This window comes from Flavobacterium filum DSM 17961 (assembly GCF_000425465.1).
Lineage (GTDB): Bacteria > Bacteroidota > Bacteroidia > Flavobacteriales > Flavobacteriaceae > Flavobacterium > Flavobacterium filum.
Map to the genome: position 1 here is coordinate 350,315 of NZ_KE384381.1, position 23,139 is coordinate 373,453.

Below are 23,139 nucleotides of genomic sequence, written 5' to 3' on the forward strand. Positions count from 1 at the left end.
CAATCAATGAAAAAAGTAATTTTAATGTTAATAGCGTTTACTTTATCGGTAAATGCACAGGAAGCAAAAACGCTTTCACTTAAAGATGCCATAAATTACGCTTTAGAAAATAAGGCAGATGCAAAAAAAGCCAAATTAAGCGTAGAAAACAGTGAACATTTAATTGGCGAAGTCCGTTCAAGAGCTTTGCCCCAAATTTCTGCTCAGGGAAACTTAATGTATAATGCTATTTTACAGGAAATGGCAATGCCAGGGGAAATTGTTGGGCTTCCGGGACAGACACTTCTCGTTGCTTTCGGGCAGAAATGGACCGCTATCGGAGGGATCCATCTTTCACAAAATTTGTTTGACTATTCAGTTTTTACAGGGCTGAAAGCCGCCAAGACTACCCGCGAGTTTTATAAAGTAAACGAACAACTTACTCAAGAACAAGTGATCGAAGCTGTTTCTAAAAGTTATTACCAGATTTTCATTACCAGGCAAAAACTGGAAACCGTAGATGAAACATTAGAAAACACTGCAAAGGTTCAAAATACTGTTCAAGGGTTATTTGATAACGGATTAGCTAAAAAAGTAGATTTAGACAGAATTAAAGTAACAGTTGTTAATCTAAAATCTTCTAAGCAACAACTGGAGAATGCGGTCAAACTTCAGGAAAACTCTTTAAAGTTTCTCATCGGAATGCAAATTGAAAATCCAATAACACTCATTGAAGAAAGAATTGAAATAACTCCTGTTTTACTCGAAAATCCAAATGTAAAACAGCTCTCTCAGTATCAAGCGTTAGAGGTCCAAAAGCAGCTTTTAATTTATAATAAGGAATCATTTAAAGCAGGTTATTATCCAACTTTGTCTTTAACAGGAAATTATAGCTATCAGGGGTTGGGAGAAAAATTTCCTCTATCAGGAGCCAAGCCTGCGGACGGATTATTCTGGACAGATTATGCAACAATCGGATTAAATTTAAATATTCCTATTTTTAGCGGATTCCGTACACGCTCTCAGGTTCGTCAGGCTCAAAACCAACTGGATGTTCTTGAAGTTGATATGCAAGAAACCGAACAAGCTCTTAATCTCGCTTTTGAAAATGCTAAAACGCAAATTAATAATAGTGTTATAACCATAGAGAATCAAAAAGAAAATGTAAAATTAGCACAGGAAGTTCTTGACAATACAAATAACAATTACGTAAACGGGCTGGCTACTTTAACAGATTTAATTGAAGCCGAAAATGCTCTGGCAGATGCCAAAAACAATCTTTCGAATGCTTTGTTAGAATATAAAGTAGCAGAAATCGAACTCATAAAGTCAAAAGGGGAACTTAATTCCTTAAGATAACAAAAATCAATATCAAACCTCAATCATATAAAAATGAAAAAAATAAACTATATCCTTATCGTAATTGCCCTTATTGTCTGGGCTGGCTTTACTTTAGCCGGAAACAAACAAAAACAAGCCGAAGAAACAGCTATTGTGGCAGAACAAAGTGCTTATGTTGCTGTCCGCGTTGACACTATTAAAACCGAAGTTGTTGATGCAAGCTACAGAGCTAATGGAAATTTTGCACCATTTCAGGATTTAAAATTATCTTCTGAAAGAGGCGGACAAGTAGTTCGAGTATTGGTTCAAGAAGGGGCAAGAGTATCAGTAGGGCAAACCCTTGCTGTCATAAAAGCTGATCTGCAATCGGTAGAATTACAAAATGCTGAAGCCGCTTATCTGACAGCCCAAAAAGATGCTCAACGTTTCGAAAGTGCATATAAAACCGGTGGAGTAACCCAACAGCAGCTCGATCAAACGAATTTACAATTACAATCAGCTAAAGCAAGACTGAACCAAGCTAAGATCAATGTGGGAGACAGTAATGTAAAATCAACAATCAACGGGATTGTAAATAAAAGACATATTGAACCTGGAACAGTTGTAGCACCAGGAGCTCCACTTTTTGATGTTGTAAATGTTTCAAAACTAAAGCTAAAAGCTAATGCTACCGAAAACCAAGTTGCCAACATCAAAGTTGGAGATGAAGTTAGCATAAAAGCAAGTGTTTATCCTGATAAAGAGTTTAAAGGGAAAGTAACTTTTATCGCTGCAATGGCTGATGAGTCACTAAACTTTCCTGTAGAGATAGAAGTATTAAACAACCCAAACAACGACTTGAGAGCAGGAATGTACGGTTCTGCAATATTCGGAGAAAAATCAAAAAATCAAACTCCAATTACGGTTGTTCCAAGAACTGCTTTTGTTGGAAGTATTGCAAACAACGAAGTTTTTGTAGCTCGTGAAGGAGTGGCCCATCTGACTAAAATCGTTTCAGGAAGAAACTTCGGAGATACGGTTGAAGTTTTTGATGGACTAAAAGCAGGAGATATAGTCATCACAAGCGGTATTATCAATCTTACCGACGGAGCAAAAATTAATATTGTGAAATAAGAACAAAGAGGAAAGAAATAAGAAACAAGAGAAAAGACACAAGTCTTTCTTCTTGACTCTTTCTTCTTTCATCTAAAAAGAAAAATATATGAAATTAGCAGAAATATCAATAAAACGTCCCACGATAATAGTCGTGTTATTCACGATTTTAACATTGGGCGGACTTTTTACTTACAATCAGTTAGGTTACGAACTTATCCCGAAATTCGAGACCAATATGATTACGATTTCTACGGTTTATCCGGGAGCATCTCCTTCTGAAATAGAAAATACAGTTACCAAAAAAGTTGAAGATGCGATTTCTTCGTTAGAAAACATCAAGAAAATTGATTCTAAATCATTTGAGAGTATTTCGGTTGTAATGATTCAACTCAATCCTGGAGCTAATACCGATTATGCTTTGAACGATGCTCAACGTAAAGTAAATGCAATTTTGGCTGATTTACCTGATGATGCTGATCCGCCTTCACTCGTTAAATTCTCAATGGACGATTTACCGATTATGACAATTGCAGCTACGGGAGATATGGACGAAGTTGCTTTTTTTGATTTAATCGACAAGAAAATCCAGCCTGCACTCTCTCGTGTTCCGGGAGTGGCACAGGTGAACCTTATCGGAGGAGAAGAAAGAGAAATTCAGGTAAACATCAATCAGGAAAAATTAGAAGGTTTCGGACTTTCTATACCTGAAATCAGACAGGTCGTGATGGCTTCAAATCTTGACTTCCCTACCGGAAATGTTAAGACAAGAGAAAACACAACACTTATTCGTCTGGCTGGAAAATACAAAGATGTTACGGAACTTCAGAATTTAATTATCAAAGAAAAAAACGGAATCCAAATTCGTTTAAAAGATGTAGCAGAAGTTAGAGATACTCAAAAAGACGTTGAAAAATTAGCTCGTAACAACCAACAGAATACTATTTTGATTCAGGTTATGAAACAATCTGATGCCAATGCTGTGGCTGTAAGCGAATTGGTCAGAAAAACAGCTTTAGGAATCGAAAAAGATTACGAAGTAAACAACGTGAAATTAGCTATTGCAGATGATACAAGTGATTTTACCCTAACTGCTGCCAACAACGTAATTTTTGATATTTTCTTAGCTATTTTCTTAGTTGCTGCCGTAATGCTTTTATTCTTACATAGTTTAAGAAATGCGTTTATCGTAATGGTTACGATTCCTGCTTCGCTTATTGCAACTTTTATCGGAATCTACTTTATGGGATTCACCCTGAACTTGATGAGTTTGGTTGCTCTTTCTCTTGTTGTAGGTATTTTGGTCGATGATGCTATTGTGGTTTTGGAGAATATTCACAGGCATATGGAAATGGGTAAAAACAAGGTTCGTGCTGCTTATGACGGAGCTTCCGAAATCGGATTTACCGTTGTGGGTATTACCCTCGTTATTATTGTGGTATTCTTACCGATTACTTTGAGTAACGACTTGGTATCAAATATTATCCGTCAGTTTGCTGTAACGGTAATGATTGCAACAGCTTTTTCGTTTTTGGCTTCGTTTACGCTCGTTCCTTGGCTTTCTTCAAGATTCGGAAAATTAGAACACGTATCAGACAAAACCATTTTCGGAAAAATTATCCTTTGGTTTGAAGCAAGAATTACTGCTTTTACACACTGGATTTCAGGAATATTGGAATGGGCTTTGAAAAACTGGAAAACGAAACTTACCACATTATTGATAGCTGTATTTTTATTCTTTGGTTCTATTTTTGGATTAGGAGGATTTGTAGGAGGAGAATTTTTCCCGAAAATGGATAGAGGAGAATTCTTGGTTCAGATAGAACTTCCGAAAGATGCTTCAATCGAACAAACCAATTTTATTACGCAAAGAACAGAGAAGTATCTTAAAGAAAAGCCCGAAATTGTTAATATGATTACCAAAGTCGGCGAAACAAGTGGAGGATTTGGTTCTACCCAAGCTACTGCTTATAAGTCTGAGGTTAGCGTAAAATTGGTCGATAAATCTTTGAGAGCTGAAAACACGTTTATTTATGCAGCCAAACTAAAAAGAGAATTACAAGAATACTTAGTTGATGCCAAAATCACAATTGTACCTATCGGAATTATGGGAGCTGATGATGCACCTTTGCAGTTGGTTGTGGTGGGTTCTGATCTTGAAAGTGCTATGGATTTTGCCAAAAAAGCAGAAGCAGAATTATTAAAAATTGCAGGAACATCAGAAGTAGAACTTTCTGTCGAAGACGGAAATCCGGAAATCGAAGTAAAAGTAGATAGAGATAAAATGTCCCGTTTAGGTCTGGATTTATCAACAGTCGGTATGACAATGCAAACTGCTTTCTCAGGAAATACCGATGCAAAATTCAGAGCAGGAGAATACGAATATGACATCAACATCAGATATGATGAATTTAACCGCTCAAACATTGATGATGTAAGCAATATTATATTTGTCAATAAAGACGGAGAAAAAATCCGTTTAGAACAATTTGCCGATGTAAAACAAGGTTCAGGACCAAGTGTTTTGGAACGTAGAGACAAAAGTCCTTCTGTAACGGTTCGTTCTCAAGTTATCGGACGTGCTGTTGGAGACGTGGCAGCAGAATGGGAAAAAGCATTTTCACAACTCGAAAGACCTGTCGGAGTAAGCTATGTTTGGGGTGGAGATATGGAAATGCAAGGAGAAGGTTTCGGAACATTAGGAATTGCTTTACTGGCTGCGATCATCTTGGTTTATCTGGTAATGGTTGCTTTGTATAACAGTTACGTGCATCCGTTTGTGGTATTGTTTTCAATTCCGCTTGCTTTGATAGGTGTAATGGCAATTCTGGCACTTACAAATAATTCGCTAAACATATTCACTATCTTGGGTATGATTATGCTAATCGGATTGGTTGCCAAAAATGCAATTTTGATTGTCGATTTTACCAACCACAGAAAAGAAGCGGGAGAAACAACAAAAACAGCTCTTATTCAGGCGAATCACGCAAGGTTACGTCCGATTATGATGACTACTATTGCGATGGTTTTCGGTATGATTCCGATTGCAATTGCAAAAGGAGCTGCAGCCGAGATGAACAACGGACTGGCTTGGGTAATTATCGGAGGACTTATTTCGTCATTATTCCTTACTCTTGTTATTGTTCCTGTTGTATATTCTGTATTTGAAGGAATCACAAACAGGTTCAGAAAAAACAAACAAAAAACAGATTATGCTCAAGAAATGATTGCTGATTATGAGCATAAGGAGTTAAGTGATGACGGGTTCACGCCAAAACATTCATAAACTATTTTTAATTCCACAAACAAATCAACCAATTAAACCACGTGAAAGCGTGGTTTTTTTTATCTTGCATAAAATTTTTATATGAAAAAAATCAGAATGAGCTGTTGTATTTTAATTTCCTTCTTGATAGTAAGTTGTGCCAATGAAGAAATTCAATCCATCAAAATTAAAGGGCAATATGAAATTAATTTACCCAAAACACTTTCCAAAGCCGATAATTTGCATGAAGATGCTTCGTTGCAATACCAAAATATTTTTAACGAATTTTATACGATTGTGATTGATGAACCAATTTCTGATTTCAATGATTTAGTTACTCAAGATGAGTATTTAGCAGAAAGTTACAAACCCAATTTAACCGGATATTCCAACTTATTAAAAGATAATTTATCAGCTACTATAAAAAATGGTAAATTCTCCAAGTTTGAAGATACTAAAATCAACGGAATGGAAGCAAAACTCATGAACGTGACCGGAACTGTTGACGGAATAGATGTTTATTATCAATTTGGATTTGTAAAAGGGAGAGATCGATACTACCAAATCGTCAACTGGACAGAACTCAGCAGAAAAGAAGATCATTCAAAAGTTATGGCCAAAATCATCTCTTCCTTCAAGGAACTCAATCGTTCCAAAAAGAAAATACAATAAAAAAAAAAGAGCTTCGATTATGAAGCTCTTTTTTTCGGTTGAATATTTAAGGTAGTTAATTTTTATTTACCTGAACAACTGCACCTTGCGACCATTTTTTCACTTGTGCAATTCTACTATCAGAATAATCAACTTCTGTTAAATCAGCTCCGGTCCAAAAGAACCATTTGCCAATTTTCATTCCGTCTTTATACTGACCCATCGATACTTTGTTTCCGCTTTCATCATACGAAACCCATTGTCCGTGCACTTTTCCGTCTTTATAAAAACCTTCTTGTTGCACTTGACCATTATCATGATAAAAAGTTGATTTAACCATTTGGTCAACCACTTCGTGTTTTGCATTATTATCTTGAGCAAATAAAGCTCCAGAAACTACCAGCATTGCTGCAATAAATAACTTTTTCATACTCTTTTGTTTTAGCAGGTTAACAATTACTAAACAAATTTATGCAAAAATTTACATTAAAAAAACTTTTTGGTAACAATTTGGTAACATTAAATGAAAACTTAACATTGTAAAAATGGTGATGGGTGATTGGTAATGGGTAATCGGAACTTCGAAAATTCTATAAAAATAGTTGAGAAATCCATCTACAAGCCAAGAAATCCGATTCAATCCAGACAATCCATGTTCCATAAAAATAAGTTTGGAGTTGATAGTTTAGAGTTAGGAGAAAATTTTTTATGGAAAAAAGTAAGCAGAATAAAATCCATCCAAATCCATTTTCGCTTGCGAACAAAGAAATCAGCGTAAATCCATTTAATCTAGACAATCCGCGTTCTATTTTGATAAAGATTTGAAACAAATTATAATCAGAAAAACCCTTTACCCATCACCCATCACCTTTTACCACAAAAAATCCAATTTCTTCAAACAAAATACTACTTTTGCATTTCAAAAAATTTCGAATCAAAATGTATAGAAGTCATACTTGTGGCGAATTAAACAGTTCGCACATCAATACAGAAGTTACCTTAGCCGGATGGGTGCAAAAATCGCGTGATAAAGGTTTTATGAATTGGGTAGATTTACGTGATCGTTACGGCATCACACAATTAATTTTTGACGAAAGCCGTACCGAAAAATCCGTTTTTGAAGCCGCTAAAACACTTGGTCGTGAATTCGTAATTCAAGTAAAAGGAACCGTTATTGAACGCGAAGCCAAAAACAAAAACATTCCAACAGGAGATATTGAAATTTTAGTTTCAGAACTAACGATATTAAATGCTGCTCAACTTCCACCTTTCACCATCGAAGATGAGACCGATGGTGGTGAAGACATTCGAATGAAATATCGCTATTTAGACATTCGTAGAAATCCGGTAAAAAACTCCTTGATTTTCCGTCATAAAGTATCGATGGAAGTTCGAAATTATTTATCCAATCAAGGTTTTTGCGAAATAGAAACACCTTATTTAATTAAATCAACTCCCGAAGGAGCTCGTGATTTCGTTGTTCCAAGTAGAATGAACGAAGGACAATTTTATGCTCTTCCGCAATCGCCACAAACCTTCAAACAATTGTTGATGGTGGGCGGAATGGATAAATATTTTCAAATTGTAAAATGTTTTAGAGACGAAGATTTGCGTGCCGACCGTCAACCGGAATTCACTCAAATCGATTGTGAAATGGCGTTTGTGGAACAAGAAGATATTCTGAATGTTTTTGAAGGATTGACCCGTCATTTACTTAAAGAAATAAAAGGAGTAGAAGTAGATAAATTCCCGAGAATTACCTACGATTATGCTATGAAAACCTACGGAAACGACAAACCGGACATTCGTTTTGAGATGAAATTCGGAGAGTTAAACGCCGTTGCTCAACACAAAGATTTTCCGGTATTTAATGCAGCCGAATTAGTAGTCGGAATTGCCGTTCCAGGCTGTGCATCGTATTCCAGAAAAGAAATTGATGCATTGATTGATTGGATCAAACGTCCGCAAATCGGTGCTACCGGAATGGTTTACGTGAAATACGAATTAGACGGAAGTCTAAAATCATCCGTAGATAAATTTTATGACGAAGCCGATTTAAAAAAATGGGCCGAAATCACCAACGCCAAACCGGGCGATTTAATTTTAATTCTTTCCGGAAAAGCAGATAAAACCAGAACACAATTATCAGCACTTCGTATGGAAGTGGCCACTCGTTTAGGCTTGCGAAAACCGGACGAATTTGCTCCACTTTGGGTAGTCGATTTTCCGTTGTTGGAATGGGATGAAGATTCGCAACGCTACCACGCCATGCACCATCCGTTCACATCACCAAAACCGGAAGATATGAAATTGATCGAAACCGAACCCGGAAAAGTGCGTGCCAATGCTTATGATATGGTGTTAAACGGAAACGAAATCGGCGGAGGTTCTATCCGTATTCACGACCGTGATTTACAAAGCAGAATGTTTTCGTTGTTAGGATTCACACCGGAACAAGCCGAAAACCAATTCGGATTCTTAATGAATGCGTTTCAATTTGGTGCACCGCCACACGGAGGTTTAGCATTCGGATTAGATCGTTTGGTAGCCATTTTGGGCGGACAAGAAACCATTCGTGATTTCATTGCTTTCCCAAAAAACAACAGCGGTCGCGATGTAATGATTGATGCTCCATCTTTTATTGATGAAGCACAATTGAACGAATTGCATATTAAATTAGACATAAAATAGCACTATGAAAAATATCCTTCGCCTACTCTTTTTCGTTGCATTAGCCTTTGTTGCATTCGGTTATTATGAAAAAAACACCATCGGAACATCGGGCGATAAATGGGTTGGAATTGGCGTACTAATCATTGCATTGGTCTGGATGCCTCTTTTTTTGTGGCATCGCTATAAAAACAAGAAATTAACTGACTTCGTTTTAAAAAACAACAACAAAAAGACTGAAAATACTGAAAATCAATAATTTTCACAAAAAAGTAACATTGTTTTAACATTCGTATTCAATTATAGTTTACCTTTGACCATTATTAATAATTTTTATTACACAATGCGTACAGGTACAGTTAAATTTTTCATTGAGTCTAAAGGTTTTGGATTCATTACTGATGACGAAACAGGTAAAGACATCTTCGTTCACGCTACCGGATTAAAAGCTGAAGAGCTTAAAGAAGGTGACAAAGTTTCTTACGAAGAAGAAGAAGGCAGAAAAGGTAAAGTAGCAGCTCAAGTAGCTGTGATCGAATAATATACATTATTTAGATTACCGAATGAATGGTTAACGTCTCGAGCAATCGGGACGTTTTTTTGTTATATAGAACACAGATTTAAAAAATTAGAGAAATTGATAAAATAATTGGGGCGTGCCCCCAAGGGTCGTGCTTTCGCCACTCGCTTTTTTGTTCAACCCCGATGGGCTGAAACAAAAAGAGCTCAAACAATGGCTCAATCACTCACGCAAGCTGTGCTTCAATAGAAAATTGTTCTAATTGTAGACTTATTTTCTAGATGTTAATTAGTTACCTAATTCAAACAAATTCATAAACTTAACCAGAATAACAAACTGTTATCATTCATGTATATCACTTTTGAGTCTTTCGTCAATTGGTAAATTGATAAATTCTACAACTTCAACTTTGCCAAAATCTTTGTAAAGCGGATTCAGAATAATATTATATTCTAATCCAACAATTGAAGAAGGCACTCTCAAAGCAAAAAAATTTCGGTCTTTCGACAATTTAGTAAAAATTTCAGTTGTTTTTGATGAATAGGGATATTGGTTCCATCTTTCAGGAATTTTTTTCAGTTCTTCAATAACAAAATCATCTGGAAATTCAATTTTTGCCACTACTATTTCTTTAGGTAAATAGGCAATATTTTCTGAGTGTACATAATATTCGAGCAAGGCTAAAGAAATATTTTCTGAACAATAAACCGCTCTTGTCCCAACTTCGTTCCACCTTCCCCCCACTTTTTCAGCTCCTATTCCTGAAAGGGTTGACTCTTTATATTTAAGATTGGTTATTCTGTAAACAATCATTAGCTATACACATTATATTGAATCCTAACAATTTCATTTTCTACCATCTCAAAACCAAAACTACTATCTAATAATTCAAAAGGAATTCTATTACCAAGCGTCTTTGATGGAGTCATTAACCATCTTTTAAAATCTTCTTTAGAATCAAAAACCTCGTAACCTAATCCAAATAACCTTGCCAATTCATAAATTCTTTCAGAGGTTTCCTTATTATAAACCGTATTCTTTTGCATACTACTAATAGAGGCCGGCAAAATATGCTCAAATTCTTTTTCAGTAGATCCAGTATACTGTATCAATTGCTTCCAATCCGTTTTTTTTACGCCTTGTCGAATTTTACCTATTAATTCCATTTTAAATCCCGGTGCGTCTTTACCATTTACAACAACCCAAGAAGGTGAAAATTTTGTCAGACTTAACTCTTTAGGCACTTTTCTTGATACTCTAACATTTGTAGTTTTAGGTTTTCCTACATCTTTAGCAGTTGTTTTCATACTCAAAATTGTATTATTCCATTTATATGATTGTAAAATTACAATAATTTTTTTATACCAAGCTATTTTTCTGAAATTTTTGTAAACCATATTAAAAAATTATTACGAATGGCGAGATTAGGTCAAATTAGGAAGTTTGGCTGGCTTTAAAAATTTTGTCTAAATTTGTGAAGTAAGTGCAAAAAATCAATATAGGTAAAAGATTCAGTAAACAGAACCTAACCCCATGAACCACCTCTTCCGAAAAGCTACTCCCGCTGATGCTCCACACATCTGGACCATCCTACAAAATGCCATCCTTCGAAGAAAAGCCGACGGCAGTAACCAATGGCAAGACGGTTATCCCAACCCGGAAATCATTCAACAAGACATTGAAAAAGGAATTGGTTATGTACTAACCGATAGGGAAACAATTGTAGGTTACAGTGCCGTTTTAATCAACCACGAACCGGAATATGATAATCTACAAGGCGAATGGTTGACCCACGGTGATTTTGTCGTTTTTCATCGTGTAGCGATTGCTGAAGGTTATACCGGTCAAAATTTGTCAAAAAAAATCATTGATTTCATTGAAGAATTCGCCTTAAAAAACAACATTCACAGCTTAAAAGCCGACACGAACCACGACAATTTTGCCATGATGAAAATCTTTGAAAAAGCCGGATTTGTTTTTTGTGGGATTGTGCATTTTAGAGGAAGTCCGAGACGGGCGTATGAAAAAGTGTTGTAAGTTGTCTGTTATCGGTTAAAAGCTGACCGTCTATATTTCTATTCTCTATATTCTATTTTCTTATCAACATTAACATTCGTATGTTTCCAAAAAAAGGAACAATCTCCTATCTTTATACCATGTATGCATTAGTGGATTGTAATAACTTTTATGTTTCCTGTGAGCGGGTGTTTCAACCTCAACTCAATGGAAAACCGGTGGTCGTGTTGTCCAACAACGACGGATGCATCATTTCCCGTAGTGACGAAGCCAAAGCTCTTGGTATTGCGATGGGAGCTCCCGAGTTTCAAATGCGACACGTATTGAAACAACATCAGGTTACCGTTTTTTCCTCCAATTATGCGTTGTATGGCGACATCAGTAGCAGGGTGATGGGGGTTTTAGGACAATTCACTCCTAACATAGAAGTATACAGTATCGACGAAGCTTTTCTCAACTTTGACGGCATGACCATTCCGGATTACCAGCAATACGGTTTAGAAATGAAAAGGCGAACGTTGAAATGGTTGAGCATTCCTGTTTCTGTGGGCTTTGCTCCAACCAAAGCCTTGTCCAAAGTAGCGAACAAAATTGCCCGAAAATTTCCTAAAGAAACCTTGGGAAGTTATGTAATGGATACCGAAGAAAAACGCATCAAAGGATTGAAATGGACCAAAATTGAAGACGTTTGGGGCATCGGTTTTCGATTGACCAAGAAGATGAAGGCTCAAAACATTCATACTGCTTTTGATTTTACGCTACCGCAACATGAAGCTTTTATCAAAAAAGAAATGGGTGTAGTAGGTAACCGCTTGCGATTGGAGTTATTGGGCCAATCGGTATTGGAATTAGAAGAACCGAAAGACAAGAAGAATATTGCCGTAACCCGCAGTTTTGATGGTACCATTTCCACTTTTGACGAAATGAAAGAACGTGTTTCTACTTTTGCCACCGTTTGTGCGGAAAAGCTTCGTAAACAACAATCGTGTTGTTACGGCGTCATTTTATACCTCAGAAAAGACAAGCACAAAGTAGAACGTGAACGGTATAACTTTTACCGCATGGAAACCCTGCCGTTTGCCAGCAACTCTTCCATCACGATCAGTCATTTGGCGATAAAAATGTTGAAAGAGCTTTTTGAAGAAGGCGAAATTTATAAAAAAGCAGGCATTATTGTCACGCAAATTATTCCGCAAGACCAAAAGCAATTTCATTTGTTTGAAGAAGAAAATCCAAAGCATCAAAAAATTATGGAAGTGATGGACGCTTTTCACAAGAAAACCGGTGAACGAAAAATTCGGTTAGGCAATCAAGACTTGCAACGCACTTGGAAGATGCGACAGAATTTGCTTTCGCCAAAATACACGACGGATATTCGGGATGTGTTTAGGGTTAATGTGGGTTAATGTGGCAATTCGACAATTCGACAATTCGGCAATGTGTCAATTTGGTAATGTGTCCATTTGAAAATTTGAAAATTAGTGTATGACAAAAACGAAGCTTACCTTTTTTATACCGGATTTAGAACATCCCATCGAACTTCCGTTTATTAAAGCGGGAATTAAGGCCGGATTTCCTTCGCCGGCGGCCGATTTTGATGAAAGTAAAATCAGTTTGGATGCTGTTTTGGTTAAGCATCGGGAAACCACTTTTTATGCGAAAGCTTCGGGTACTTCAATGATTGGAGCGGGCATTGACGATGGTGACATTATGGTCATCGACCGCAGTTTGGAACCCAAAAACAACAAAATTGCCGTTTGCTTTTTAGATGGAGAGTTTACCGTAAAACGCATTAAAGTAACCCAAGAAGAAGTCTTTTTAATGCCCGAAAACAAACTATTTGACCCCATCAAAATCACGGAAGAAAACCAATTGATCATTTGGGGAATCGTAACGTATGTGATTAAGAAAGTGTATTAAAGGTTTTTTAAAAACTACTGTGTAACTTTCTCTTTCTTTACTATTTTCTTAACAACATTCACCAGAAAAACACAAACTAACCCCACGATTAAGCCTAGTAAAAATTCGAGCAACATGCTTGGTATGAACTCGACTGCGTGATGTAAAGCAGGAAATTGATGTGAAAATATTCCACCGGAAACCAGCAATAAGGCAAGTGTTCCCACCACCGCTAAGATTTGAATCACGCGTGGTAAAGCTTTTACCAAAAGTGTTCCTACTTTTTGGAGTACATTATTTCTTCCGGCACTTAACTGAATTAGTTTATAGCCTGCTTCATCCATTCGTACAATCAGGGCAACAATGCCGTAAACACCAACAGTTGCAATAAACGCAACGATACTTACGACCATAACTTGCATCCAAAAATCTTGACCAACAACCGTTCCCATAGCGATGATAATGATTTCAACAGAAAGAATAAAATCGGTTACGATGGCTGATTTAATTTTCCCTTTTTCCAAGGCTAAAATTTCTGTTTCTGACAGTTCTTTGAATACTTCTATTTTTTCCGCTTTGGGGTGTGGGAAAAAATATTCGTAAATTTTTTCTGCTCCTTCATACGCTAGATAGAGTCCGCCTAACATTAAAATTACCGTAAGCAACCAGGGTACAAAATAGGTCAATAAAAAAGCAATGGGTAAAATAATTACTTTGTTGAGAGCTGAACCTTTAGTAATTGCCCACAACACCGGTAATTCACGAGAGGATACAAAACCTGATGCTTTTTCGGCATTCACTGCCAAATCATCCCCTAAAATTCCGGCTGTTTTTTTGGTCGCCATTTTACTCATGGTTGCCACATCATCCATTAGAGCGGCAATATCATCTAATAATGCGAAAAATCCTGATGCCATTTTTTTTAAATTTGAGTGTAAAAGTACAATAGTTTTATTTATGTGGCAATGCGTCAATATAGTAATGTGTCCATTCGCCAATATGGCAATGTGCCAATTTAAGGAAAGTGAATAAAAAAAATCCCCTTCCGCAAACCACTCGCCGGAAGGGGATCAACCACTAAAACTAAATTTCCAATTTTTTAAACTTGTTCTTTAAAACCAAACCGTTGCCGTTCCTATACTAGTAGCCACTTGCACAGTTATTTCTCTTGGTCTGTTTATTATTGTTAAATATGCTCGTCTTACCCTATTAAATCTCAGTACACCGGATTGTGCTTCTTCCGGTATCACAGTATTAATCGTACCGGTTGCTGTTTCCACAACTAAGGTCACACAACTGTTTCCTCCTCCACGATTGTTGATGTCAAAATATACCGTTGCGGCGGTAGTAGATTCAAAGAGTTTTTGAAACGTTTTACTATTAACCACACAAACGTTATTATCTGGAATAACCAAATCACCACCAACTTGCTCTCTCAATGATTTTGAAAGATTAAAATTTATTGTGGCCTGATTGTTTTGAGAAAAGACATTTACGCTTATAAAAATAATGAAGAGTAATGCTATAATTATACTGTTTTTCATTGTTTTTGATATTATTTATTTATTTTCCAATGATTCAATTCTGCTCAATAATGATTTTAATTTAGCTTCCAGTTCTTCATTTTTATTTTTTAATTCTTCGTATTTGTTATTTAATTCTTTAAAAGCATTAATAGATGCAATCATGATTGGATGAATATTGAAGTTTAAAAATCCATCATCATCTGTTCCTATCGCTTCCGGAAAATGTGGCTGCACTTCTTGGGCGATAAAACCAGCAAATTCAGAGTCCAATACCTCTTTTTCAAAAGTGCGTTCACCACTATTTTTATAATTAAATCGTATAGGATTCAGTTGAAGTATTTCGTTCAATCCTTTGGTGTAATTTCCGTTGATTGTTTTAAGGCGTTGATCAGATACAATCGTCCAAGTGCTTGTTCCCGGTTTTCTGCCTTCGTTGAGAGAAAGCTCAAATTGTCCTCCGGGTAATGCTGTTCCGATACCAACATCTCCAGCACTTGTGATTCTCATTCTTTCGAGTAAAGCGGTACCAGAATTAGTCTTAAAATGGAGATAGCCAGAAGAAGCACCTGTAGTTGCAGTAGCTTTTCTCCCTTCTATTGAACCAAAATGTCTAAAAGTAGTTCCAGCATCTGTAGTTGTTCCTCCAAGAGTTATAGAACCACCAGCGTCTATGGCTTGTGGTCCATTAGTCATTATATTTACAATCCCCTCCACTGTAGCACTAGTCGCTGTATTTGTATCCACAACTTCTAAAGCGGTCTGAGGTGAAACTGTACCAATCCCAACATTGACTGATGTAGTTGCTCCATTTTGACCGTTTATACTTCCTATCACTACAGAATTACTCGCACCAACAATTGCTTTGTAACCTATTGCAGTTGCATTAGTTAGTAAAGTTGAAGTTGTTGCTGTATCTACTCCAATTCCTGTGTTATTACTTCCCTGGTTTATCGTTGAAAGGGAATTAAATCCTACTGCAGTGTTATTAGAACCTGTAGTATTTAAAATCATAGACGTTGCCCCTACAGCAGTATTATTTGAGCCATTTGAATTGGCTATTAAAGCATTATACCCAAATCCCGAATTACTATTACCACCATTATTGTTTCCTAATACAAAAGCTCCAAAAGCAGAATTTTGGATATCACCTACTGAATTATCTAATGCAAAAGAGCCAAAAGCAGAATTTCTAAAACCGCCTGAATTTAGTTGTAATGATCCTGTTCCAAAAGCATTATTATCATTACCCGAAGTATTTGCACTCAGGGCAAAATCTCCAAATGCATTATTATTCACTCCAGTTGTTATTAAACCTGCCGCCGAGAGACCTAGAGATGTATTTCTACTTGCTATTTTTCCTGCTATAACATTATTTCTTTTTAACACAACATCATTATCATCAGTAGTTCCAATAAAATTAGTAGCGGGATTGGTTCCTGCATTACCAATTAAACCCCAAGCAATGTTAGATACATTTTGCCATGTTCCGGTACCATTAGCATCACTCGTAAATACTCTACCTATTGCTTGGTTGCCGTCAACCATTCTAATATTGCCAACCACATGAAGTTTGTCTAATGGAGTTGGAGTCCCAATCCCCAATTGTCCTGTAGCCGTCAAACGCATCTGCTCAGTACTGGCCGTATTAAATAGAATAGCTCTACTAGCCGAGTTGTGTCCCATTTGTAGCCCAATATCATTCAATTCAAACGTTGCCGTATATCCACTAGAACTGTTTGCTCTAAAAACATAATTACCATTAGTATGGTTCATTCTAAGTTGACCTATTGGAACGTTAAAATCAATTCCACCAAGATTTCCTCCTACGGCATTAGTACTTCCAAAAAGTGCCATTGCCGCACCGTTTGCACTACTCCCTGATTGTGGGCCAAGGAACATATAGTCGGTGTTGTCTCTATACAAAAGAGCCGCATTATCAGTTGAAAAACCATTAGTAAAGAGTGATCTTCCAGCAACGTGAAGCCGTTCTTGCGGTGCGGAGCTTCCAATACCAGTATTACCATTTTTTAATACCACCATGGCATTACTACGTTCAGTGGCATCTATAAAACTATTGTTATTGCTATCGATAGCGTTTCCAATAACGAACAATCTATCGGTTGCATTAGCTATACCAAACTGAGTTGCACCATTTGTTGAAGGTGTATAAAAAGTTGCCCCTAATCCTAATACGGTTTCACCATAACTGAATGCCACATTATTATACCCAAAAGCCGTAGATTCATTCGTATTTGCAATATTTTGTCTCCCAAAAACTGTTGAAGCCCGTCCAATCGCAAGAGAACTAGTTCCAAAGGCGGAAGAGCCAAGTCCAGATGCTGTAACAACATTTCCAATTGCTACCGAAGCTAATCCAGTGGCAAGCGGATTATTACCAAGGGCTACTGAAGAAGTCCCAATATTAGCATCATCCCAATTTGTGTTAGTTACATTTCCCGCTCTAAATGCTGCTTTTCTTGGATTCCAAACCATTCTTACTCCGGTACCTGATGGAGCAACCGCCCCCGTATTAAAAGCACCAGTGGAAACCAAACCATCTGTTCCATCTATTAAAACTGCCCCTGCATCGGCAGTAATGGTTCTTCCGTTACCCGCTCCTCCAAAGTCATACGCTTGGTCTAACGTACCAGATGTGCTACTTTGTAAATATTCTTTGGTCACTACTGTTTTACCATCGGCGGCATCTATCATTGTGTTAGTAGTTGAAGGTAAACGCGTTAATCCATTTTTTAAAACGACCATTGCATCACTGCGTTCAGCGGCATCTACAAAACTATTATTATTGCTATCGATAGCGTTTCCTATAACAAACAATCTATCGTTTGCATTGGCGGTTCTAAATTGTGAATCACCGTTTAGTGAAGGCGTATAGGTTGTTGCACCTATCCCAATAGCTGTTTCTCCGTAACTTATTGCCGTATTACTTTCACCAATAGATGTGGATGCATTTCCGTTAGATATTGAATTGTTACCTATTGCTGTTGAGTATAAACCTGAACTAATTGAATTTATTCCCATTGCCGTTGAATATAATCCATTACTTGTAGCGGCTCCTAATGCTGTTGAAAAATTCCCAGTTGCTAAACTTCCATTACCCAGAGCAGTTGATGATATGCCCGAAGCAGTGGTACCATTTCCCAATGCAACAGAATTAACTCCAGATGCAGTTGTGTTAATTCCTATCGCAACAGATGTTCTGCCAACATTTGTATCATTCCACTGTGTTCCACTTACACTCCCAGCACGAAAGGCAGCTTTTCTTGGATTCCAAAACATCTTAACTCCTCCTCCACTTGGTGCAATTGCACCGCTATTTAATGTTCCTGTGGACAATAAGCCATCTGTACCATCAATTAATACCGCTCCTGCATCAGCAGTTATCGTTCTTCCATTTCCTGCTCCACCGAAGTCATAAGCTTGGTCTAATGTTCCGGTATCTGTCCCTTTTATCGGAACCCAAGAAGTTGTTGGATTATTCCAATAATAAAATCCCGGTTGATTTGTGCCAACTGTTGTGGTTAAATACACCAACATCCCTTGTTGGGCTGTAGTTGGATTGGTTGCCGGAAAAGTATCTACTTTTGGAATTAATAGTCCGTCCGTGTTTGCAGGAGTCACTTGATTTGACGATTGAATGTCTAATTGTGCGTTAGGTGTGGTGGTGTTGATTCCCACCTGTGCCAAAAGATAAGTGGAAAAAAACAAAGAAAGTAATACGTAACATTTTTTCATAATAGTGGTGGTTGAAAAAAGAAAACTCTTTTAGTGATTTCATTTGTAAAATTCACTTAATCAAACCATTAGTACAATACGATATTATCCGTATAAGTTTATCTGCCAGAAAAATTAAATACATTAGTAAAATCAATACTTTGAATCATCTTCATCCTTTTTTTATCCCATATTGTATCTGTTCAAGCATAAAAAAATACGCCATTTAGCGTATTCCAATTTTCTTACAAACTTATTTTAACTGATTTATAATGGAACTTTAAAAACGGTACGTAATCCGTTTTGGGTTTTTATATTTAAAGTTCCTTTCATTGCCTCCACTCTTTTTTGGATGTTTTTCAACCCATTCCCAAAAACATTTTCTTTCTTAATTCCAATACCGTTATCATGGATAGTTATTTGAATTTGCTTAGATGAAACTAAATCCATATTCAGTCCTATTTTGGTTGCCTGAGCATGTTTGAGGGAATTATTCAGTACTTCTTTTATGGCATAAAATAAGTTCTTTCTTAAATGACCATTCATTTTTATTGAATCACTCTCTTTGATGGTTGAGCTAAATGAAAATTCGATAGGTGTTTGTTCGAAAAGTGTTGCACCATACATTTTTACATATTCCGAAAAATGTTGTAGTGTGTTCTGTTCCGTATTTAAAGACCAAATAAATGTATTCAAACGCTGTGAAATTTCTTTTCCGGTATGATTAATTTTGGAGGCTAAAATTTTTTGCTTATCGGAGGCGTCTTCATTTTTCATCATTAAATCCGCATGAATGAGGATGCTGCTTAGTCCGCTACCTATATCGTCATGCAAATCTTTACTGATTTCGTTTTTTTGTTGTAATAAGGTTTTTTGAATTTTATTTTTTCTTCTGATAATGATGATGATTAACGATAAAATAATTACAAAAAGTAAGGCAACAATTAATTGAAGGATGGCAAATTTTCGTTGTTTTTGCAATTCTTCTACTTGCAACAAAAGTAATTTATTTTCGCTTTTGGCATATTGTTCTGAAATGTTTTGAATGTTTATGTTTCCTTTTAGTCTAGTCTCTTCATTGATTTGAATTAGTTTTTCCTGTACTACAGAAACCTTCTCCATTTGCTTATTTCTTTTGAAAACCTCCAAAGCAATCGAATAAAAATAATGCTGAAACGTTGCATTAATAATTTTTTGATTGATGAGTACCAATCCTGCTTCAAACCATCGATTATATTCAATTGGATTATTTTCAAAACATTGCATTAAATAACCATAGTTTAGCAAAACAATATCAAAGTACTCACTTTTTTGTGCAGAAAGAATACTCTTTTGAAAATAGAAAACCGCACTGTCTGTTTTCTTTTCTTGTAAATAAATTTGACCAAATGTTTGTTCCGTGTTTGGTATACCTCTTTTACTGTTGGAAATTTTGGCATATTGATAAGCTTTCTCGTTGTACCAGGCAGCGGAATCCGTTTGTTTTAATTTTAATTTTAATTGTGCAATATTATTGAAAATGTGTTCTTGTTGAATGATGCTTCTCATGCTTTTCTTATTGACCTTAATCGGTTGGAAATCCCTTGCCTTCCAAAGCGATTTTTCGGCAGATTTCAATTCATTCATTTCTATTTGGTTGATTCCTTTAAAGAAATAACCATTAGCCGTCCACAAACTATCCTTTAGTTGTTTTGCTTTTTGTATAGCTTTATCCCCTTCGTTTGTGCCAAATTGAAATAATCCATCGTAGTAAAAAAGTTCTGATTGAAGACTGTGAATAAAAACAATAGTAGTATCTGACTGTTTGGGAGATATCAAATCTTTTGTGTGATTTAACCATTTTTGGGAAGCTTGAATATCATCTGTTTCCAAATAATGTTCTGCCAACAGGAATGATTTGGCAATTTTGCAATCTGCTGTTTTGCAGTTTTTAAGTTCTTGTATTTTATTTTTTTCAGAAACGTTTTGAGCTTTTCCAAGAGCGAAAATCAATACTAAAAACACGTTTAAAAAAATTTTCATATCCTTATTTTAGCGTTTTAAAAATAGATTTACCGCTTCAACTCTTGTATTGACATGTAACTTTTCATAAATATTTTGAATGTGTTTTCTGACCGTCCCTACACTAATCTCCAAAACTGCGGCTACTTCCTTGTTCATTTGTCCTTTGGCCAACAATTCCAGAATTTCCTTTTCTCTGGAAGTTAACGATTCCGTTAATTTGTTTTGCGATTCCATTTTAGAAAAACTGGCTACTACTTTTCGGGCAATACTACTACTCATGGGGCTTCCACCTTCAAATAACTCATCTAATGCTCCGATTATTTTGGCTGGTCCTTCTGTTTTGAGAATATAGCCACTGGCTCCTGCTTCCAGACTTTGAAAAATTTTAGCATCATCTTCATAAGAAGTACACATTAAAACGAATATGTGCGGACAAGCATTTTTTAATTTATTCACACAAATAATTCCGTTTTCACCGGGTAAATTTATATCCATTAAAACGGCATCCACATCCAAAGTGGGTAATTCTTTTAACGCCAATTCGGCGTTTTCGAAACTTCCGGCTAATTCATATTGATCCGTAAATTGAATCATCATGCCCAATGCCTCTCGCAAATCGTGGTCATCTTCTACTATCCCAATTCGTTTTTTCATGCGTTTAGAATTACTAAGCAATATTAAAAATAGTAAATCTTTTTTTAAATACGTAATTGTGCGTATAAAAAAGATCCCCTTCCGCAAACCACTACCGGAAGGGGATCAACCACTAAAACTAAATTTTTGTTTAAGGATCAATAACGGTTAATAAACGGTGGTGTAATATAGTTGTTCCTGCTTCCGTTCCATCAAGAACTACCAGAGAGCGAATTACATCACCGGTAATAAAAGGGTTGTTACCGGTTGGTAAGTATTGTATGGAAACCGTTTGACTTATTCCGGCTTGAACCGTAATTGGAAATTTAAAATCCACATTCCAGTGGCCAATATTTGCAGCACTTGTTACTGTATTTACCATGGTAAAAAATGGACGAACTAATGTCCCATTGAGTACTAAACCAAAATTCAAGGGGGCACTTTCAACATTTGTACTTTGTAAAAAATTGGAGAAAACTGACCCAGAAGCATTAAAGTTCACTACCACCATATTATTGGTGGGAGTAAAAGTTAAAGTCATTTGAGCAATTGTTTGAGGACCGGAACCGACTGTATAAATTGAATTAGTTGTACCCACAGCTGTATAATATCTCGTTTTATTTTCATTTCCTAAACGAGCCCATTTTGTATTGTCCCAATAATAAAATCCCGGTACTACCTCATTTGGAGTTGTTCCGGCTGAAGCAGTATTATACACTAACGTACTTTCCAGAATTGCACCTCCATTTGGATTTATAATAGGTGAAGCTACATTTGAAGCTGTCAATGCCACTCTTGGAATTAATACTCCTCTATTGTTTGCATTAAGGTCTAAGATTCCATTTGGAGTTGTAGTTCCAATACCTAAATTTCCATTATTCGTTAAAGTCATTCGAGTAAAATTACCCCCTGTTCGGAATTGGAATCCATTTAATGTACTTGTGTTATTAAAAATTAAACTTGCTCCAATAGAACTTGCATTCGTTCCAAAAAGCAACCCATTTTCCGCTGTTGACGGAGTTAAAAAATGTTGAAATACATTTCCGTTACTTTCTACCACAACACCTGCATTGGCATTTGATGTAGCACCGCTTGCTCCATTGGCAACATGGAGTCTTCTAGCCGGAGCTACCGTTCCAATTCCAAGGTTACCGGTATTTGTCAAGGTCATACGTGTAAAATTGCCCCCCGCTCTAAATTGAAAACCGTCAGGGTTACTAACATTATTGTAAATTATTCCAGACCCAAGAGAATTAGTATCAGTACCAAACAATAAGCCGTTTTCAGCTGTAGAAGGCGTTAAAAAATGCTGGTATACATTTGCGTTGCTTTCCACTAAAATACCTGTACTCCCACTTGAAACTGCTCCACTCACTCCATTGGAAACATGCAGTCTTCTTGCCGGGGTGGTCGTTCCAAATCCATTGTTCCCAAATGTATATTTGTTGTCTAAAAAATTGGTTGAGGCTTCAGATGTGCCTACTTTTAAAAAATCCCTGTCTTGTTCATTACCAACCGGTTTCCAAGTAGTTGATGTATTATCCCAAAAGTAAAAACCCGGTACATTACTTCCGTTTGTAGTTGTCAAATAGACCATCATTCCTTCTTGGGCAGCTGTTGGATTGATTGCCGGGAAAGCATCTATTTTTGGAATTAAAATCCCTTGCGTATTGCTTGGATTAGCCTGATTTTCAGAACGAATTTCTAAAGAAGCATTTGGGTTAGTGGTGTTGATACCTACTTGTGCTTTAGTTATCGTTACGAAAAGGGAAATAAATATTATTACATACGTTTTCATTAGTTTTATTGCA

General features: G+C 36.4%; 19 protein-coding genes. 10 read left to right on the plus strand and 9 right to left on the minus strand.

Annotated elements, in window-relative coordinates:
• Positions 1-6 precede the first annotated feature (6 nt).
• From H601_RS0114600 to H601_RS16255, 4 genes are all read left to right on the plus strand, one after another.
• Positions 7-1,338, plus strand: a complete 1,332-nt coding sequence (locus H601_RS0114600) for a TolC family protein (protein ID WP_026712182.1) — start codon at positions 7-9, stop codon at positions 1,336-1,338.
• Between the two features lie 33 nt (positions 1,339-1,371).
• The gene (locus H601_RS0114605; protein ID WP_026712183.1) at positions 1,372-2,433 is read left to right on the plus strand and encodes an efflux RND transporter periplasmic adaptor subunit; all 1,062 of its coding nucleotides are present in this window, start codon (positions 1,372-1,374) and stop codon (positions 2,431-2,433) included.
• A gap of 88 nt (positions 2,434-2,521) precedes the next feature.
• On the plus strand, positions 2,522-5,698 hold the full coding sequence (locus tag H601_RS0114610; RefSeq protein ID WP_026712184.1) for an efflux RND transporter permease subunit: 3,177 nt from the start codon (positions 2,522-2,524) through the stop codon (positions 5,696-5,698).
• An 81-nt stretch (positions 5,699-5,779) separates the two neighbouring features.
• The gene (locus H601_RS16255; RefSeq protein ID WP_026712185.1) at positions 5,780-6,349 is read left to right on the plus strand and encodes a hypothetical protein; all 570 of its coding nucleotides are present in this window, start codon (positions 5,780-5,782) and stop codon (positions 6,347-6,349) included.
• 55 nt (positions 6,350-6,404) lie between these two features.
• Here the strand turns inward: H601_RS16255 and H601_RS0114620 are convergent, their stop codons facing one another.
• On the minus strand, positions 6,405-6,758 hold the full coding sequence (locus H601_RS0114620) for a toxin-antitoxin system YwqK family antitoxin (RefSeq protein WP_026712186.1): 354 nt from the start codon (positions 6,756-6,758) through the stop codon (positions 6,405-6,407).
• A 509-nt stretch (positions 6,759-7,267) separates the two neighbouring features.
• On the opposite strand from H601_RS0114620, the gene aspS reads away from it, so the two are divergent.
• The 3 genes from aspS (at position 7,268) to H601_RS0114640 (ending at position 9,539) form a co-directional block, all read left to right on the plus strand.
• Positions 7,268-9,019 carry an aspartate--tRNA ligase gene (gene aspS, locus H601_RS0114630; RefSeq protein WP_026712188.1) on the plus strand — a complete coding sequence of 584 codons (1,752 nt, stop codon included), beginning with the start codon at positions 7,268-7,270 and terminating at the stop codon, positions 9,017-9,019.
• A gap of 4 nt (positions 9,020-9,023) precedes the next feature.
• Positions 9,024-9,257, plus strand: coding sequence for a hypothetical protein (locus H601_RS0114635; RefSeq protein ID WP_026712189.1), 234 nt, complete (start codon positions 9,024-9,026; stop codon positions 9,255-9,257).
• 84 nt (positions 9,258-9,341) lie between these two features.
• Positions 9,342-9,539 carry a cold-shock protein gene (locus H601_RS0114640; RefSeq protein ID WP_026712190.1) on the plus strand — a complete coding sequence of 66 codons (198 nt, stop codon included), beginning with the start codon at positions 9,342-9,344 and terminating at the stop codon, positions 9,537-9,539.
• A 321-nt stretch (positions 9,540-9,860) separates the two neighbouring features.
• Here H601_RS0114640 and H601_RS0114645 read toward each other — a convergent pair whose 3' ends face one another.
• Positions 9,861-10,331 carry an RES family NAD+ phosphorylase gene (locus H601_RS0114645; RefSeq protein ID WP_026712191.1) on the minus strand — a complete coding sequence of 157 codons (471 nt, stop codon included), beginning with the start codon at positions 10,329-10,331 and terminating at the stop codon, positions 9,861-9,863.
• On the minus strand, positions 10,331-10,825 hold the full coding sequence (gene parS / locus H601_RS0114650) for a type II RES/Xre toxin-antitoxin system antitoxin (protein ID WP_156900424.1): 495 nt from the start codon (positions 10,823-10,825) through the stop codon (positions 10,331-10,333). Before parS ends, H601_RS0114645 begins: the two co-directional genes overlap by 1 nt.
• 226 nt (positions 10,826-11,051) lie before the next feature.
• Between parS and H601_RS0114655 the strand changes: the two genes are divergently transcribed.
• The 3 genes from H601_RS0114655 to H601_RS0114665 all read left to right on the plus strand — a co-directional run bounded on the left by H601_RS0114655 (position 11,052) and on the right by H601_RS0114665 (position 13,454).
• Complete coding sequence (locus tag H601_RS0114655; protein WP_026712193.1) at positions 11,052-11,555, plus strand: GNAT family N-acetyltransferase; 504 nt, start codon at positions 11,052-11,054, stop codon at positions 11,553-11,555.
• An 80-nt stretch (positions 11,556-11,635) separates the two neighbouring features.
• Entirely contained in the window at positions 11,636-12,940 is a 1,305-nt protein-coding gene (locus tag H601_RS0114660; protein WP_342663367.1) for a Y-family DNA polymerase, read from the plus strand.
• 79 nt (positions 12,941-13,019) lie between these two features.
• Positions 13,020-13,454 (plus strand): LexA family protein, encoded by a 435-nt coding sequence (locus tag H601_RS0114665; RefSeq protein ID WP_026712195.1) that lies wholly within the window; start codon positions 13,020-13,022, stop codon positions 13,452-13,454.
• Positions 13,455-13,468: 14 nt separating this feature from the next.
• Here the strand turns inward: H601_RS0114665 and H601_RS0114670 are convergent, their stop codons facing one another.
• From H601_RS0114670 to H601_RS0114695, 6 genes are all read right to left on the minus strand, one after another.
• A complete protein-coding gene (locus H601_RS0114670; protein WP_026712196.1) occupies positions 13,469-14,350 on the minus strand; it encodes a DUF808 domain-containing protein in 882 nt (293 codons plus the stop codon).
• Positions 14,351-14,545: 195 nt separating this feature from the next.
• Positions 14,546-14,977 carry a hypothetical protein gene (locus tag H601_RS15910; protein WP_035656096.1) on the minus strand — a complete coding sequence of 144 codons (432 nt, stop codon included), beginning with the start codon at positions 14,975-14,977 and terminating at the stop codon, positions 14,546-14,548.
• A 15-nt stretch (positions 14,978-14,992) separates the two neighbouring features.
• The gene (locus tag H601_RS0114680) at positions 14,993-18,712 is read right to left on the minus strand and encodes a tail fiber domain-containing protein (RefSeq protein WP_026712198.1); all 3,720 of its coding nucleotides are present in this window, start codon (positions 18,710-18,712) and stop codon (positions 14,993-14,995) included.
• A 246-nt stretch (positions 18,713-18,958) separates the two neighbouring features.
• A complete protein-coding gene (locus tag H601_RS0114685; RefSeq protein ID WP_026712199.1) occupies positions 18,959-20,713 on the minus strand; it encodes a sensor histidine kinase in 1,755 nt (584 codons plus the stop codon).
• Positions 20,714-20,722: 9 nt separating this feature from the next.
• Positions 20,723-21,349: a response regulator transcription factor gene (locus H601_RS0114690; RefSeq protein WP_026712200.1), complete on the minus strand. Its 627-nt coding sequence runs from the start codon at positions 21,347-21,349 to the stop codon at positions 20,723-20,725.
• Positions 21,350-21,479: 130 nt separating this feature from the next.
• The gene (locus H601_RS0114695) at positions 21,480-23,126 is read right to left on the minus strand and encodes a hypothetical protein (protein WP_026712201.1); all 1,647 of its coding nucleotides are present in this window, start codon (positions 23,124-23,126) and stop codon (positions 21,480-21,482) included.
• Positions 23,127-23,139 lie beyond the last annotated feature (13 nt).

What these genes read in the sequence shown, in the direction of transcription:
- H601_RS0114600 (WP_026712182.1), top strand. Translation starts at nt 7, where the DNA reads ATGAAAAAAGTAATTTTAATGTTAATAGCGTTTACTTTATCGGTAAAT.
- H601_RS0114605 (WP_026712183.1), top strand. Translation starts at nt 1,372, where the DNA reads ATGAAAAAAATAAACTATATCCTTATCGTAATTGCCCTTATTGTCTGG.
- H601_RS0114610 (WP_026712184.1), top strand. Translation starts at nt 2,522, where the DNA reads ATGAAATTAGCAGAAATATCAATAAAACGTCCCACGATAATAGTCGTG.
- H601_RS16255 (WP_026712185.1), top strand. Translation starts at nt 5,780, where the DNA reads ATGAAAAAAATCAGAATGAGCTGTTGTATTTTAATTTCCTTCTTGATA.
- H601_RS0114620 (WP_026712186.1), bottom strand. Translation starts at nt 6,758, where the DNA reads ATGAAAAAGTTATTTATTGCAGCAATGCTGGTAGTTTCTGGAGCTTTA.
- aspS (WP_026712188.1), top strand. Translation starts at nt 7,268, where the DNA reads ATGTATAGAAGTCATACTTGTGGCGAATTAAACAGTTCGCACATCAAT.
- H601_RS0114635 (WP_026712189.1), top strand. Translation starts at nt 9,024, where the DNA reads ATGAAAAATATCCTTCGCCTACTCTTTTTCGTTGCATTAGCCTTTGTT.
- H601_RS0114640 (WP_026712190.1), top strand. Translation starts at nt 9,342, where the DNA reads ATGCGTACAGGTACAGTTAAATTTTTCATTGAGTCTAAAGGTTTTGGA.
- H601_RS0114645 (WP_026712191.1), bottom strand. Translation starts at nt 10,331, where the DNA reads ATGATTGTTTACAGAATAACCAATCTTAAATATAAAGAGTCAACCCTT.
- parS (WP_156900424.1), bottom strand. Translation starts at nt 10,825, where the DNA reads ATGAAAACAACTGCTAAAGATGTAGGAAAACCTAAAACTACAAATGTT.
- H601_RS0114655 (WP_026712193.1), top strand. Translation starts at nt 11,052, where the DNA reads ATGAACCACCTCTTCCGAAAAGCTACTCCCGCTGATGCTCCACACATC.
- H601_RS0114660 (WP_342663367.1), top strand. Translation starts at nt 11,636, where the DNA reads ATGTTTCCAAAAAAAGGAACAATCTCCTATCTTTATACCATGTATGCA.
- H601_RS0114665 (WP_026712195.1), top strand. Translation starts at nt 13,020, where the DNA reads ATGACAAAAACGAAGCTTACCTTTTTTATACCGGATTTAGAACATCCC.
- H601_RS0114670 (WP_026712196.1), bottom strand. Translation starts at nt 14,350, where the DNA reads ATGGCATCAGGATTTTTCGCATTATTAGATGATATTGCCGCTCTAATG.
- H601_RS15910 (WP_035656096.1), bottom strand. Translation starts at nt 14,977, where the DNA reads ATGAAAAACAGTATAATTATAGCATTACTCTTCATTATTTTTATAAGC.
- H601_RS0114680 (WP_026712198.1), bottom strand. Translation starts at nt 18,712, where the DNA reads ATGAAAAAATGTTACGTATTACTTTCTTTGTTTTTTTCCACTTATCTT.
- H601_RS0114685 (WP_026712199.1), bottom strand. Translation starts at nt 20,713, where the DNA reads ATGAAAATTTTTTTAAACGTGTTTTTAGTATTGATTTTCGCTCTTGGA.
- H601_RS0114690 (WP_026712200.1), bottom strand. Translation starts at nt 21,349, where the DNA reads ATGAAAAAACGAATTGGGATAGTAGAAGATGACCACGATTTGCGAGAG.
- H601_RS0114695 (WP_026712201.1), bottom strand. Translation starts at nt 23,126, where the DNA reads ATGAAAACGTATGTAATAATATTTATTTCCCTTTTCGTAACGATAACT.